This window comes from Streptomyces sp. NPDC003284 (genome assembly GCF_053589675.1).
In genome coordinates this window covers 198,823-212,974 of the sequence record NZ_JBSFSI010000006.1, presented here as the reverse complement: position 1 = coordinate 212,974, position 14,152 = coordinate 198,823, and the positions used below count along the sequence as shown (strand labels likewise).

The following is a 14,152-nucleotide window of genomic DNA, read 5'->3' as shown; positions in this document are numbered from 1 at the left end:
GACGATTCGTCCATGGGTCGGTGACGGGGACCGTCAGCCTGGTGGCACCTCCCAGCGGCAGCTGGAAGACAATCGGAAGCACGGGAAGAGATGTCGGCACCGAATAAGTCGTACGACCCTGTCGAGGTCGAGGCGTTGAAACCGGAAGAGATCGAGCGCATGCGGGACGAGGCGCTCGCCGCCTTCGCCGCCGCGGACTCGCTCGACGCGCTCCACGAGGCCAAGGTCGCCCACACCGGCCCGGCCTCGCCGCTGGCGCTCGCCAACCGGGAGATCGGCGCCCTGCCCCCGCACGCCAAGGCGGAGGCGGGCAAGCGCGTCGGCATGGCCCGCGGCGCGGTGAACAAGGCCCTCGCCGCCCGCCAGGGCGAGCTGGAGGCCGAGCGGGACACCCGCGTCCTGGTCGAGGAGGCCGTCGACGTCACGCTGCCCTACGACCGCGTACCGGCCGGCGCCCGCCACCCGCTGACCACGCTCTCGGAGCGCATCGAGGACATCTTCGTCGCCATGGGCTACGAGGTCGCCGAGGGCCCCGAGGTCGAGGCGGAGTGGTTCAACTTCGACGCCCTGAACATCGGCCCGGACCACCCGGCGCGCAGCGAGCACGACACGTTCTTCGTGCGCGGCGCCGACGAGGGCTCCGGCGCCGCCGACTCCGGACTCGTCCTGCGCACCCACACCTCGCCCGTGCAGGCCCGCTCCCTGCTGGAGCGCGAACTGCCGGTCTATGTGATCTGCCCCGGCCGGGTGTACCGCACCGACGAGCTGGACGCCACCCACACCCCGGTCTTCCACCAGGTCGAGCTGCTGGCCGTGGACGAGGGCCTGACCATGGCCGACCTCAAGGGCACCCTGGATCACATGGTCCAGTCGCTGTTCGGCGAGGGCATGAAGACCCGGCTGCGGCCGAACTTCTTCCCGTTCACCGAGCCGTCCGCCGAGATGGACATGGTGTGCTACGTCTGCCGCGGCGAGTCCGTCGGCAACCCCGACCGCCCCTGCCGCACCTGCTCCTCCGAGGGCTGGATCGAGCTGGGCGGCTGCGGCATGGTCAACCCCCGGGTGCTCACCGCCTGCGGTGTGGACCCCGAGAAGTACAGCGGATTCGCCTTCGGGTTCGGCATCGAGCGGATGCTGATGTTCCGCCACAACGTCGAAGACATGCGAGACATGGTCGAGGGTGACGTCCGGTTCACCCGGCCGTTCGGGATGGAGATCTGATGCGGGTCCCGCTTTCTTGGCTGCGGGAGTACGTCGACCTGCCGGCGACGGAGACCGGGCGCGACGTCCAGGCCAAGCTCATTCCGGCCGGCCTGGAGGTCGAGACCGTCGAGCAGCTCGGCGCCGACCTCAAGGGGCCGCTCGTCGTCGGCCAGGTGCTCACCATCGAGGAGCTGGAGGGCTTCAAGAAGCCGATCCGCTTCTGCACCGTCGACGTCGGCCGGGCCAACGGCACCGGCGAGCCGCAGGAGATCGTCTGCGGCGCCCGCAACTTCGCCGTCGGCGACAAGGTCGTCGTCGTGCTGCCCGGCGCCACCCTGCCCGGCGGCTTCTCGATCAGCGCCCGCAAGACCTACGGCAGGGTCTCGCACGGCATGATCTGCTCCGCCGACGAACTCGGCATGGGCGACGACGGCACGCACGGCATCATCGTGCTGCCGCCCGAGCACGAGGTGGGCACCGACGCCATCGAGCTGCTCCAGCTCGTCGACGAGGTCCTGGACATCGCGGTCACCCCCGACCGCGGCTACTGCCTGTCGATCCGCGGCGTGGCCCGCGAGGCCGCCATCGCCTACGGCCGCCCGCTGCTCGACCCGGCCCTGCTGGACGTACCGGCGCCGAACGCCTTCGGGCACCCGGTGAAGATCGCCGACCCGTTCGGCTGCGACCGCTTCACCGCCCGCACGGTGACCGGCCTCGACCCCGAGGCGCGCTCCCCGATCTGGCTGCGCCGCCGCCTCCAGAAGGCCGGCATGCGCCCGATCTCGCTCGCCGTGGACATCACCAACTACGTGATGCTGGAGCTGGGCCAGCCGCTGCACGCCTACGACCGCTCCCGCGTCCAGGGCACCATCGGTGTGCGCCGGGCCGAGCGCGGCGAGCAGCTCACCACGCTCGACGGCGTCACGCGCACGCTGTCCGCCGAGGACCTGGTCATCACCGACGACCGCGGCCCGATCGGGCTCGCGGGCGTCATGGGCGGCGCCAACACCGAGATCGACGACACCGAGGGCACCACCACCGAGGTCGTCGTCGAGGCCGCGCACTTCGACCCGGTCGCCGTCGCGCGCACCGCCCGTCGGCACAAGCTGTCCTCCGAGGCGTCCCGCCGCTTCGAGCGCGGTGTGGACCCGCAGGCCGCCTCCGCCGCCGCCCAGCGCACCGTGGACCTGCTGGTCCTGCTCGCCGGCGGCACCGCCGAGGCGGGCGTCACCGAGATCGTCGCGCCGGCCGCGCCGCGCACCATCACGATCCCGGCCGACCACCCGGACAAGGTCGCGGGCGTCGCCTATGGCCGGGAGACCGTCGTAAGGCGGCTCCAGCAGGTGGGCTGCGACGTGTACGGGCAGGACGAGCTGATCGTGACCGTGCCGTCCTGGCGGCCCGACCTGACCGATCCGAACGACCTGGCCGAAGAGGTCATCCGGCTGGAGGGCTACGAGAACCTGCCCTCCACGCTGCCCCGCCCGCTGCCCGGCCGCGGCCTGACCGGACGTCAGCGGCTGCACCGCCGCGTCGGCCGCGCGCTGGCCGGGGCCGGTTACGTCGAGGCGCTGAACTACCCGTTCATCGGCGAGGCCGTCCTCGACCAGCTCGGCCTGGCGGCCGACGACCCGCGCCGCCGCCGGGTCACCCTCGTCAACCCGCTCTCCGACGAGGAGCCCGCCCTGCGCACGACGCTGCTGCCGGGGCTGCTCGGCGCGCTGCGCCGCAACGACGGGCGCGGCAGCCACGACCTGGCCCTGTTCGAGACCGGCCTGGTCTTCCGGCCCACCGGCGAGGAGCCGGCGGCAGCCGCGCTGCCCGCCGACCGCAGGCCCACCGACGAGCAGCTCGCCGCCCTGGACGCGGCGCTGCCGCGCCAGCCCCGCCGGGCCGCCGTGGTGCTCGCCGGAGCCCGCGAGCAGACCGGCTGGTGGGGCAAGGGCCGCCCGTCCGACTGGGCGGACGCCGTCGAGGCGGCACGCACCGTCGCCCGCGAGGCCGGGGTGGAACTGAGCGTCCGCGCCGACCAGCACACCCCCTGGCACCCCGGCCGGTGCGCCGCGCTGTACGCCGAGGTGGACGGCGCCGAGACGCTCGTCGGCCACGCCGGCGAGCTGCACCCGCGGGTGGTCAAGGCGATGCACCTGCCGGAGCGCACCTGCGCGACGGAGATCGACCTGGACCTGCTCCAGCGGGCCGGGGAGGGCCTGTTGCAGGCGCCGCGGATCTCCACGTTCCCGGTGGCCACCCAGGACGTCGCCCTGGTCGTGGACCGGCCGGTCCCGGCCGCCGAGGTCGAGGCCGCGCTGCGCGAGGGCGCGGGTGAACTCCTGGAGTCCCTGCGGCTGTTCGACATCTACGAGAACGCCGAACAGCTCGGCGAGGGACGCAAGTCGCTGGCGTACGCCCTGCGCTTCCGCGCCCCCGACCGCACCCTGACGGTGGACGAGGCGTCCGCCGCCCGCGACGCTGCGGTGGCCCTGGCCGCCGAGCGCACCGGTGCGGAGCTGCGGAGCTAGGCCCCGGCCCCCGGCTCACTCGTTCGGGTGGCAGGGCCGGTGATCCGGCCCTGCACCCTTTCGAGATCGACAGAATCGGACCGGCCCCCTCGGGGCCGGTCCGCGCTGTCAGCGCCTCTTGGGGGGCCATGGTCATGATCCGCATCAGGGCTGGCTCTCCGCGCGGGGTGCGCTCCGGCGCCGTCTTCCTGGCCGTGGGCACCTGCACCGGCCTCTTCCTGCGCGCCCGGCGGACCATGCTGCGCGAGCTGCGCCAGGCGCGCGCGGTCGCGGGCGCCGCGCAGAGCGCGCTGCTGCGCCCCCTGCCGCCCCGGATCGCCGGGCTCGATGTGGCGGCGGCCCAGCTCTCCGCGGACCGGGGCGCGGCCGTCGGCGGCGATCTGTACGAGGTGAGCGCCACCGAGCACGGCGTACGCCTGGTCATGGGCGACGTCCGCGGCCACGGCCTCGCCGCCCTCGGCACCGCCGCCATCGTGCTCGGCAGCTTCCGTGAGGCCGCCCACGACGAACCCGACCTCGCCGGGGTGCTGCGCCGCCTGGACCGGGCGCTGGCCCGCCACCGGCGCGACCGGGACGATCCGAGCCGACCGGCCGCCGAGGACTTCGTCACCGTGCTCCTGGCGGAGATCGCCGAGGACGGCTCCCTGCGCGCCCTCAACTGCGGGCACCCGTGGCCGTACCGGCTGAGCGGGACGGCGGCCGAGCCCGTGTCCCGGGCCGAACCGCTGCCGCCGCTGGGCCTGTTCCCGCTGCCGGCCGCGCTGCCCGCGGCGGACCTCGGCCCGCTGCGGCCCGGCGAGACCCTGCTCCTGCACACCGACGGAGTGGCGGACGCCCGGGACGCCCGGGGCCGGTTCTTCCCGCTGCGGGCGGTGCTCGCGCAGACCGCCCGCCTCGGCCCGCTCCCGCCGCCCGTGCTGCTGCGGGCCGTCTTCACCCGGCTGCTGGGACACACCGGCCCCCGCCCCGCGGACGACGCGGCCGTCCTCGTGATCCGCAACGGCCGGGGCGACGCAAGCGGTACGACTCCGCCGTAGCGCCGCGCCGTTGGCCGCCGCCCGCCCCGCCTCGGAGCGTCGGGCAGACGGCGGGGCGGGCGGCGTGTGGCGGGCCACCGCACTGTACGAGGGGGAGGCGGCGGCCCGGCCGGCCTCTTGACGAGGCATCTCAGTCAACCGGCCGGCCACGCCGAGCGACAGCGCGCGCACCGTGCGGATGCGCGCACTCCGTTCACACCCCGTGTGAAGCGCCGCGCACTACGCTGTCCGCACCGAGCCATCCGGGGGGCCGACATGCAGCCCAACACACTGCTCGACGCGATCCTCGACGAGGCGGGCGTCTCGCACGCAGGTCTCGCCGCGCACGTCAACCAGGCCGGCCGGGCGCGCGGTCTCGCGCTCCGCTACGAACACACCGCCGTGGCGCGCTGGCTGAAGGGCCAGCGGCCCCGGGGCCAGGTGCCCGACCTGATCTGCGAGGTGCTGGCCGCCCGGCTGCACCGCACCGTCACCCTCGACGACATCGGCCTGGGCGTGCCCGGCGAGCCGTCCGCCGCGCACGGCACCTCCCTGTCCGGCTTCGTCGAGCGGGCCACCGCCCTGTGGCGCTGCGACGAGCAGCGGCGCCCGCACCTCCTGGGCGCACCCGCCGTCACCGGCACCCCCGCGGTGATGCCGGTGTGGGAGTGGGAGAACCCGCCCGAGGACGTCGACGTCTCCCGGGGCGGCCGGCACCGGGTCACCGCGGCCGACATCGAGATGCTGCGCGCGGCCCGCGCGCACTACGAGCAGATGTACCGCAAGACCGGCGGGGTGGCGACGCACGGCCGGATCGTGGGCTTCCTCACCGCCGAGGCGGCCCCGCTGCTGCGCGGCGGCTACACCGACGCCACCGGCCGCCTGCTGCACCGGGCCACCGGCGGCCTGGTGGCCGTCGCGGGCATCTGCGCCTACGACTCCGACGCGCACGGCCTGGCCCAGCGCTACTTCCACCAGGCGCTGCGCCTGGCCAAGGCCAGCGGGGACCGGGGCCTGGGCGCGTACGTGATAGCGCTGCTGGTCAACCAGGCGCTGTTCATGACGGAGTACCGGCAGGCCGTCGCCTTCGCCGAGGCGGCGCTGCGCACGGCGGGCCGGCACATCACGCCCGCCCTCGCCTCCGACCTCCACGCGATGCAGGGCAAGGCGTACGCCCACCTCGGGGACGGCAGCGGCGCGCTGTCCTGCATCGCCCGCGCCGAGCAGGCCGCCGAACGCATCCGGCGCGGACACGAACCCGACGAGACCGGCTATGTCCAGCCGGGTCTGGTCAATGTGCAGGTGGCGGAGGCGCTGCTCAGCCTCGGGGAGCTGGCCGCCGCCGAGGAGCACGCGGCGGCGGCCGTGCACAACCCGGCGCACGACCGGGGCCGGGTGCACCGGCTCGCCATGCTGAGCACGGTCGAACTGCGCCGCGGGGACGCGGACAAGGCGGTGGCGACGGCGGTGCTGATGACCGAGCAGGCCCGCGGGATGGAGTCCCAGCGGCTGCGGGACCGGCTGCGGGCGGTGCGCGGGCATCTGCTGCGCAGCGGCTGCGCGGGCACCGCCGAGGCGGCCGAACTCATCGACGGGGCGCTGCGCGTGCCCCTGTCCACCGGGGTCACGGCCCGCTGACCCTGCGCCCGCCGCTGCTCCGCGCGCGGCTCGCCGTGCGCCTGCCTGCCGTAGGAGCCCGGCTGCGATATTGCCACTGACCCGACGGAAGGTGGTAGAACCGTGCAGTGGACGAAAGAGAACGAACAAACGGTGTATGAAAACCGCTGGTTCACCGTCAACCTCGCGGATGTGGCGCTGCCGGACGGCCGGCATCTCGACCACTTCCTGATACGGCTGCGGCCCGTCGCCGCCGCCACCGTGGTGAACGAGGCGGGCGAGGTCCTGCTCCTGTGGCGCCACCGCTTCATCACCGACAGCTGGGGCTGGGAACTCGCGGCGGGCGTCGTCGAGGACGGCGAGGACATCGCCCGCGCCGCCGCCCGGGAACTGGAGGAGGAGACCGGCTGGCGGCCGGGCCGTCTGCACCATCTGATGACCGTCGAACCGTCCAACGGCCTCACCGACGCCCGGCACCACATCTACTGGTCCGACGAGGGCGAGTACACCGGAGAGCCGGTGGACGCCTTCGAGTCCGAGCGCCGCGAATGGGTCCCGCTCAAACTCGTCCCCGACCTGATCGCCCGCGGCGAGGTCCCGGCCGCCGGGATGGCCGCCGCGCTGCTCCTGCTGCACCACCGCGCGGGCGGCTGAACGCCACGGGCCCGGCAGCCTTCCCGGTGCCGGGCCCGCATCCGGCCCCGCGGCTCGCGTGGGCCCGCCGCAGAGGTACGTACGTCAGCCGTAGGTGTAGAACCCCGACCCGCTCTTGCGCCCGAGCCGGCCCGCGTCCACCATCCGCTGGAGCAGCGGGGGAGCGGCGTACAGGGGCTCCTTGTACTCCTCGTACATCGAGTACGCGACGGAGGCGACCGTGTCCAGGCCGATCAGGTCGGACAGCTTCAGCGGGCCCATCGGGTGGGCGCAGCCCAGCTCCATGCCGTTGTCGATGTCCTCGCGGCTGGCGATGCCCGACTCGAACATCCGGATCGCGGAGAGCAGATAGGGGATCAGCAGCGCGTTGACCACGAAGCCGGAGCGGTCCTGGGCGCGGATCGCGTGCTTGCCGAGCACCTTCTCGGTGAACAGCTGCGCCCGGCTCAGGGTGCCCTCGGAGGTGGTGAGCGCCGGGATCAGCTCGACCAGCTGCTGCACGGGGGCCGGGTTGAAGAAGTGGATGCCGATGACGTGGTCGGGGCGGGCGGTGGCGACCGCCAGCTTGACCAGCGGGATCGAGGAGGTGTTGGACGCCAGGATCGCGTCCGGGCGGGTCACCACCTGGTCGAGGACCTGGAAGATCTCGGTCTTGACCTGCTCGTTCTCCACCACGGCCTCGATCACCAGATCGCGGTCGGCGAACTCGCCGAGGTCGGTGGTGAAGGAGAGGCGCGCCTGGGTGGCGTCCCGCTCCTCCTCGCTGATCTTGCCGCGCTCGGCCGCCTTGGCCAGGGAGTTGAACAGCCGGGTCCGGCCGATCTCCAGGGCCTCGCCGGTGGTCTCGGCGACCTTCACGTCCAGGCCGGCCCGTGCGCACACCTCGGCGATGCCCGCACCCATCTGGCCGCAGCCCACCACTCCGACGCGTTCGATGTCGGTCACATCGTCCCTTTCGCTGCTGATCTTCGGCGTGTGGCAGGCGGCCCATGTGTGCGGTGCCTGCTCCGATCGAGCACGTTACCCCCGTCGTGCCGCCGATCGGCGGGCCGGGTCGTGCATGCTGTCCCGGTGCACGGTCCGTGACGGCGCGGATCCACGGCGTACTGGGGGTTTCCGGATGGGCCGAGTGACACGGAGGGCGTTCACCGTGGCCGCCCTGTCGACGCTGGCGGTGTCGCCGGGCGCGACGGCGGCGCCCCAGCCGCCCGGCACGCCCGCGGGCGCCCGCGGCGGGCGCGGCACCACCGAGATGCGCGGCATGTGGCTGGCGACCGTGGCCAACCGGGACTGGCCCTCGCGCACCGGACTGACCGTGGCCCGCCAGCGCGGCGAGCTGACCGCGCTGCTCGACGCGGCGGTGCGCCGCCGGCTCAACACGGTGATCTTCCAGGCGCGGCCCGCCGCCGACGCGCTGTGGCCCTCGCCCTACGAGCCCTGGTCGCGGTTCCTCACCGGCACCCAGGGCAAGGACCCCGGCTGGGACCCGCTGGGCACCGCGGTCACGGAGGCGCACGCCCGGGGGCTCCGGCTGCACGTCTGGTTCAACCCGTACCGGGTGGCGCTGGAGGAGGACCCGTCCCGGCTCGCCGCCTCCCACCCGGCCCGCAAGCACCCCGGCTGGACGGTGCCCTACGGCGGGAAGCTCTACTACAACCCGGGGCTGCCCGAGGTGCGGGCCTTCGTGCAGGAGGCGATGCTCGACGCGGTCCGCCGCTATCCCGTCGACGGCGTCCACTTCGACGACTACTTCTATCCGTACCCGGTGGCCGGGCGGACCTTCGACGACGCCGCCGCGTACGCCCGCCACGGCGGCGGCTTCGCGAGCAGGGCCGCCTGGCGGCGGGACAACATCGACCGGCTGGTGCGGGAGATGGCGGCCGGCGTCGCCCGGACCAGGCCCGGCACCCGGTTCGGGATCAGCCCGTTCGGTGTCTGGCGCAACGGCTCGACGGACTCACGCGGTTCGGCCACCAGGGCGGGCGTCCAGACGTACGACGACCTGTACGCGGACACCCGCCGCTGGGTGCGCGAGGGCTGGATCGACTACATCGTCCCGCAGCTGTACTGGAACATCGGCCAGAGCGCCGCCGACTACGCCGCGCTGGTGCCCTGGTGGGCCGAGGTGGCGCGGGGCAGCCGCACCCAGCTGTACGTGGGCGAGGCGCTGTACAAGGAGGGGGACGCGAGTCAGGGCACCGCCTGGCGGGACCCGGACGAGCTGTCCCGGCACCTCACCCTGGCGAAGAAGTACCCGCAGGTGCGCGGGCATGTGTTCTTCTCCGCCAAGGAGGTCGCCGCCGACCCGGCCGGGGCGATGGCGCGGGTCGTCGCCGGTCACTACCGGCAGTCGGCGCGGCCCCCGCACTGAGCCGGGGCCGTCCGGCGGGACTGCCCGGACCCGAGCCCGCCCGGACCGGACTCGGGCCCGGCCCGGCTCTGGGTCCGGGCCGCGTCCGGGCGGCCGGGCTCGCGCGGCGGATCCGCGCCGGTCACCGCTGGTGCTGGTACTGGTGCTAGTGCTGGTGCCGGGGTTCCTCGTGATGACGGATCTGGCAGTCGGGGCCCGGTGACATCACGGCCTCGTGCCCGTCCTCGAACCGGACGCGGTAGGGCGGGCTGCCCTCCGTGCCCATCACTTCGACCACTTCGCTGACCTGGTCGTGCTGGCCGACCACCCGGCCGTGCTGCACGAGGTGGTCGCCTTTGGCTGCGCGCATCTGCGGGCCTCCTCACCATGCGGGGGAGCTGCGGTCCTCGTTCCCGAGTCTACGGCGCGGAGCGCGGCCGGAACCTGGTGTGCGACCGGCACCGGTACGGCCCGGTCAGCCGCGCGCCCGCTGGGTGACGGCGATGCACACGAGCACGGCGGCGGCCGTCAGGGGGGCGGCCGGCGTCAGATGCTCGCCGAGCAGCAGCACCGACCACACCAGTGTGAGCAGCGGCTGGGCCAGCTGCAACTGGCTGGCCTTGGGAATGCCGATCGCCGCCATGCCCCGGTACCAGACGACCAGCCCGAAGAACTGCGAGCCCAGCGTCACCCACAGCAGCCCGGCCACCGCGTGCGCCCCCAGCCGCACCGGCTCGTGCGCCAGCGCCAGCGCGGCCCCCGGCACGGTCACCGGCAGGCACAGCACCAGTGCCCAGCCGATCACCTGCCAGCCCGGCATGATCCGGGCCAGCCGCCCGCCCTCGGTGTAGCCCGCCGCGCACACCAGCAGCGCCCCGAACAGATACCCGTCGGCGGCCGACAGCGCGCCGCCGCTCTGCTGCACGGTGAAGGCGACCACGGCCGCCGCGCCCGCCAGCGCCGCCGCCCAGAACGTCCGCGAGGGCCGGGCGCCGACCCGCAGGGCCGACAGCAGCGCCGTGGTGAGCGGGAGCAGGCCCACGACGACCGCCGCGTGCGCCGTCGTCGACGTCCGCAGGGCCAGCGTGGTCAGCAGCGGGAAGCCGAGGACGACCCCGGCACCCACCACCGCGAGTCCCGGCCAGTGGCGGCGCGCGGGCAGCGGCACCCCCGTCGCGAGCAGGCAGCCGCCCGCGACGAGCGCGGCGAGCACGCTGCGCACGGCCACCAGCGACCACGGCCCGAAGCCCTCCAGGCCCCACGCGGTGGCCGGGAAGGTGAGCGAGAAGGCGACGACGCCGAGGCCCGCCTGGAGGAGACCGGACCGGGGCCCGGAGGAGGCCGGCGAAGCGGCCTGGCCGTCGACCGCTATCCGGTCGCGCGCGGTAGCGCTACTCTGTGCTTCCATGCATGAGCGTAGCAGTGTGGGAGAACTGGCCCAGCGCCTCCGGCAGGAGCTGGACCGCTACTCGCCCGGTGGAAAGCTCCCGTCCAGCAGGGCGCTGGTGGAGCGCTACCGGGTGAGCCCGGTGACCGTCTCCCGCGCCCTGGCGCACCTGGCGGCCGAAGGTCTGGTCGTCACCCGCCCCGGCGCCGGGGCGTTCCGCGCCGCGCGGCCGGCCGCCCCCGCCGCCGTCGGGGACACCTCCTGGCAGGCCGTCGCGCTCAGCGCGGACGGCGCCGCCGACCTCGTACCGCGCACGGTGGACGCCTCCGGTGTGACCGCCACGCTCGCCGTGCCGCCGCCCGGCGTGATCGAGTTCAGCGGCGGCTATCCGCACCCCTCGCTCCAGCCCGAACGGGCCATGTCCGCCGCGCTCGCCCGCGCGGGCCGCCGCCCCGGCGCGTGGGGACGGCCCCCGCTGGAGGGCCTCCCCGAGCTGCGCGAGTGGTTCGCGCGGAGCATCGGCGGCCCCGGCGGCACGGTCACCGCGGCCGAGATCCTGATCGCGGCGGGCGGGCAGTCGGCGCTCACCACCGCCCTGCGCGCCCTGGCGCCGCCCGGCGCGCCGGTGCTGGTGGAGTCGCCGACCTATCCGGGCATGCTGGCCATCGCCCGGTCGGCGGGGCTGCGGCCCGTCCCGGTGCCGGTGGACGCCGACGGGGTGCGCCCCGAGCTGCTGGCCGACGCGTTCCGGGCGAGCGGCGCGCGGGTCTTCGTCTGCCAGCCGCTGTTCCAGAACCCCACCGGCGCGGTGCTCGCCCGCGACCGGCGCGCCGCGGTGCTGCGGACCGCCCGCGCGGCCGGGGCGTTCGTCGTCGAGGACGACTTCGTACGGCATCTGGTGCACGAGGACGCGGGACCGCCGCCGCCCCCGCTGGCCGCCGACGACACGGACGGCGTGGTGGTGCACGTCGCCTCGCTGACCAAGGCGACCTCGCCCAGCTTCCGGGTGAGCGCGCTGGCCGCGCGGGGCCCGGTCCTGGAGCGGCTGCGCGCGATCCAGGTGGTCGACGCCTTCTTCGTGCCCCGGCCGCTCCAGGAGGCGGCCCTCGAACTGGTCGGCTCGCCCGCCTGGCCGCGCCATCTGCGGGCGCTGTCGGCCGAGTTGCGTGCCCGCCGGGACGCCATGGTGAGCGCGCTGCGGCTGCACCTGCCCGAACTGGCCCTCGACCACGTCCCGTCCGGGGGCTACCACCTGTGGCCGCGCCTGCCGGACGGCGCGGACGAGGCCGCCCTGACCGCCGCCGCGCTGCGGGCGGGCGTCGCCTTCACCCCGGGGCGCCCCTACTTCTGCGCCGAACCCCCGGCCGGGCACGCCCGGTTGAGCTTCGCCGCGGTCGGCGGGAGCGCCGAGATCGCCGAGGGCGTACGCCGCCTGCGGAGCGCCTGCTCCGAAGTGCTCGGCTGACCGCGCGTGCCGTGAAACCCGCTCGACACCCGGGGACCCGCGCTGGCAGCCTCTCGCCATGACCGACATCCCACGGCCGGCCGACGGCTACGAGATCTCCGCCGACCCCGCCCGCATCGACGCCGCCCGCGTGCACCGCTGGCTCTCCACGGACGCGTACTGGGCGCTCGGCCGCCCGCGCGAGACACAGGACCGGGCCATCGCGGGATCCCTGAACTTCGGGGTGTTCGACACGGCCCGCGACGAGCAGGTCGGCTACGCCCGGGTCGTCACCGACCTGGCGACCTTCGCCTGGCTGTGCGACGTGTACATCGATCCGGCCGTGCGCGGCAAGGGCCTCGGCAGTGCGCTCGTCGCCGCCGTGCGCGAGCACCTGCGGCCCCTCGGGGTGCGCCGGATCGTGCTGGCCACGGACGACGCGCACGGCGTCTACGAGAAGGTCGGCTTCCGGCCGCTGGAGCGGCCCGGCCAGTGGATGCTGCTCGCCCTGGGCTGACCGGCGCCCTCAGTCCGCGCCCGCGCCCGGAGCGGCCCGGGTGTAGTCGGTGGTGAGCACCAGGTCCTTCGCCGGGCCGCCCACCCGCCACACCGTGCGCCAGTGGTCGGCGTCCCGGACGGTGAACTCGCCCCGGTAGAGGTCCGCCGCGCAGGGATGGTCGGCGACGTACCGGCCCGAGGACAGGTCCAGGTCGTGGAAGGGCCGCCCGTCCGCGAACCGCACGTCCGCGCCGCCCGGCGCGGCGCCGGGCAGGAAGCGCAGGGTGCGCTCGGCGGGGCGGGCCGTGCCCCGCCACTCGAACGTGCCCGACTCGTGGTGCAGCAGCCCGCCGCCCTCCAGCGGACCGAAGTCGGTCACCCCGGTGAAGGCGCCCTCGTCGCCGGTGGCCAGGTCGCGCACCGCCCGCTCGACCCGCCACCGCCCGGCCAGATAGGCCAGCGCGTCCGGCACCGGCCAGTACTCGCCCATCGTCCCCGCCTCCGTCCGCGCGCCGCCGCGCTCCGCCTGGGTCATCCCCTTCAGGATGCGGCAGGGACGGACGCGGATCCTGACCGCCCCTCGCCGAGCGGCAGCAGCCCCCGCTCGGCGAAGACCTTCTTGGCCACGAAGGTGGCGTTGAGGGACTTGGGGAAGCCGCAGTACCCGGCCGCGTGCAGCATCGCCTCGGTGATCTGCTCCGGGGCGAGGCCCACGTTGAGGGCCGCGTTCACGTGCACCTCCAACTGGGGCTCGCAGCCGCCGAGCGCGGTCAGCATGCCCAGCGTCACCAACTGGCGGTCGCGCGGCGCCAGTTCCTCGCGGGCATAGATCTCGCCGAAGCCCCAGGAGACGATCTGGTGGCCCAGCTCGGGGCTGATGTCGGCGAGCGAGTCGATGACCCGCTGCCCCGCCTCGCCGTCGATGCTCCGCAGTACCCCGAGCCCGTGGGCGAAGCGCTCGTCCCGGGTGGTGTGCTCGCTCATGTCCGCTCTTCCGTCCCCGTCCGCCGCTCGTGCAGCAGCCGTTCATAGTGATCGATCTTGTCGTCCAGCGTGTGGGCGTTGCGCCGCAGCGCCCGGATGCGGTCGGCCAGGCCGGTGCGGTGCTCGCGGAGCATCGCCAGCCGCTCGGGCACCGTCGCGTCGCCCTGGGCCCGCAGCGTCGCGAAGCGCTGCATGTCGGCGATCGACATGCCCGTCTCGCGCAGCCGCAGCAGGAACTCCAGCCAGGCCAGGTCCGCCGCCTCGTACCGCCGCTGGTTGCCGGTGGTGCGGCCGACCCGCTGGATCAGACCGGCCCGCTCGTAGTAGCGCAGGGTGTCGTGCGAGAGGCCCGTGCGCTCGGCGACCTGGGCGATGGTCAGAGTCGTTCCCCGTCCCGCCGGGACGGGCTGTCCGCTGGTCATGGAAGAACCGTAGAACCTGGAGCGCGCTCCAGGTCAAGCATGGCCTCGGGGGCGT

At 74.6% G+C, this 14,152-nt stretch carries 14 protein-coding genes; 8 read left to right on the top strand and 6 right to left on the bottom strand.

The annotated features are described in order from the left end of the window. The first annotated feature begins 90 nt into the window (after positions 1–90). The 5 genes from pheS to ACWDYF_RS15785 all read left to right on the top strand — a co-directional run bounded on the left by pheS (position 91) and on the right by ACWDYF_RS15785 (position 7,012). Positions 91–1,221, top strand: coding sequence for a phenylalanine--tRNA ligase subunit alpha (gene pheS / locus ACWDYF_RS15805; protein ID WP_381737028.1), 1,131 nt, complete (start codon positions 91–93; stop codon positions 1,219–1,221). Further along, the gene (gene pheT, locus ACWDYF_RS15800; protein WP_389464114.1) at positions 1,221–3,725 is read left to right on the top strand and encodes a phenylalanine--tRNA ligase subunit beta; all 2,505 of its coding nucleotides are present in this window, start codon (positions 1,221–1,223) and stop codon (positions 3,723–3,725) included. The genes pheS and pheT overlap by 1 nt, the downstream gene beginning before the upstream one ends. A 134-nt stretch (positions 3,726–3,859) precedes the next feature. Continuing rightward, on the top strand, positions 3,860–4,762 hold the full coding sequence (locus ACWDYF_RS15795; RefSeq protein ID WP_389464116.1) for a PP2C family protein-serine/threonine phosphatase: 903 nt from the start codon (positions 3,860–3,862) through the stop codon (positions 4,760–4,762). A gap of 255 nt (positions 4,763–5,017) precedes the next feature. Continuing rightward, on the top strand, positions 5,018–6,379 hold the full coding sequence (locus tag ACWDYF_RS15790) for a hypothetical protein (RefSeq protein ID WP_018570299.1): 1,362 nt from the start codon (positions 5,018–5,020) through the stop codon (positions 6,377–6,379). A gap of 102 nt (positions 6,380–6,481) precedes the next feature. After that, positions 6,482–7,012 (top strand): NUDIX hydrolase, encoded by a 531-nt coding sequence (locus ACWDYF_RS15785; protein WP_381737031.1) that lies wholly within the window; start codon positions 6,482–6,484, stop codon positions 7,010–7,012. A gap of 84 nt (positions 7,013–7,096) precedes the next feature. Here ACWDYF_RS15785 and ACWDYF_RS15780 read toward each other — a convergent pair whose 3' ends face one another. Beyond that, positions 7,097–7,957 (bottom strand): 3-hydroxybutyryl-CoA dehydrogenase, encoded by an 861-nt coding sequence (locus ACWDYF_RS15780; RefSeq protein WP_018570297.1) that lies wholly within the window; start codon positions 7,955–7,957, stop codon positions 7,097–7,099. Positions 7,958–8,132: 175 nt separating this feature from the next. On the opposite strand from ACWDYF_RS15780, the gene ACWDYF_RS15775 reads away from it, so the two are divergent. After that, on the top strand, positions 8,133–9,383 hold the full coding sequence (locus ACWDYF_RS15775; protein WP_389464119.1) for a glycoside hydrolase family 10 protein: 1,251 nt from the start codon (positions 8,133–8,135) through the stop codon (positions 9,381–9,383). A gap of 145 nt (positions 9,384–9,528) precedes the next feature. Here ACWDYF_RS15775 and ACWDYF_RS15770 read toward each other — a convergent pair whose 3' ends face one another. Further along, complete coding sequence (locus tag ACWDYF_RS15770; protein ID WP_389464121.1) at positions 9,529–9,732, bottom strand: DUF1918 domain-containing protein; 204 nt, start codon at positions 9,730–9,732, stop codon at positions 9,529–9,531. Between the two features lie 105 nt (positions 9,733–9,837). Then, positions 9,838–10,770, bottom strand: coding sequence for a DMT family transporter (locus tag ACWDYF_RS15765; RefSeq protein ID WP_389464123.1), 933 nt, complete (start codon positions 10,768–10,770; stop codon positions 9,838–9,840). On the opposite strand from ACWDYF_RS15765, the gene ACWDYF_RS15760 reads away from it, so the two are divergent. Further along, entirely contained in the window at positions 10,769–12,214 is a 1,446-nt protein-coding gene (locus ACWDYF_RS15760) for an aminotransferase-like domain-containing protein (protein WP_381737034.1), read from the top strand. The genes ACWDYF_RS15765 and ACWDYF_RS15760 overlap by 2 nt on opposite strands. Before the next feature lie 58 nt (positions 12,215–12,272). Continuing rightward, on the top strand, positions 12,273–12,710 hold the full coding sequence (locus ACWDYF_RS15755; protein WP_381737035.1) for a GNAT family N-acetyltransferase: 438 nt from the start codon (positions 12,273–12,275) through the stop codon (positions 12,708–12,710). Positions 12,711–12,719: 9 nt separating this feature from the next. Here ACWDYF_RS15755 and ACWDYF_RS15750 read toward each other — a convergent pair whose 3' ends face one another. From ACWDYF_RS15750 to ACWDYF_RS15740, 3 genes are read right to left on the bottom strand one after another with little or no spacing between them, the layout of a single operon-like run. Further along, positions 12,720–13,181 carry a DUF6314 family protein gene (locus ACWDYF_RS15750; RefSeq protein ID WP_389464290.1) on the bottom strand — a complete coding sequence of 154 codons (462 nt, stop codon included), beginning with the start codon at positions 13,179–13,181 and terminating at the stop codon, positions 12,720–12,722. A 50-nt stretch (positions 13,182–13,231) separates the two neighbouring features. Beyond that, a complete protein-coding gene (locus ACWDYF_RS15745; protein ID WP_389464125.1) occupies positions 13,232–13,675 on the bottom strand; it encodes a carboxymuconolactone decarboxylase family protein in 444 nt (147 codons plus the stop codon). Next, entirely contained in the window at positions 13,672–14,097 is a 426-nt protein-coding gene (locus ACWDYF_RS15740; RefSeq protein WP_389464127.1) for a MerR family transcriptional regulator, read from the bottom strand. Before ACWDYF_RS15740 ends, ACWDYF_RS15745 begins: the two co-directional genes overlap by 4 nt. Between the last annotated feature and the right edge of the window lie 55 nt (positions 14,098–14,152).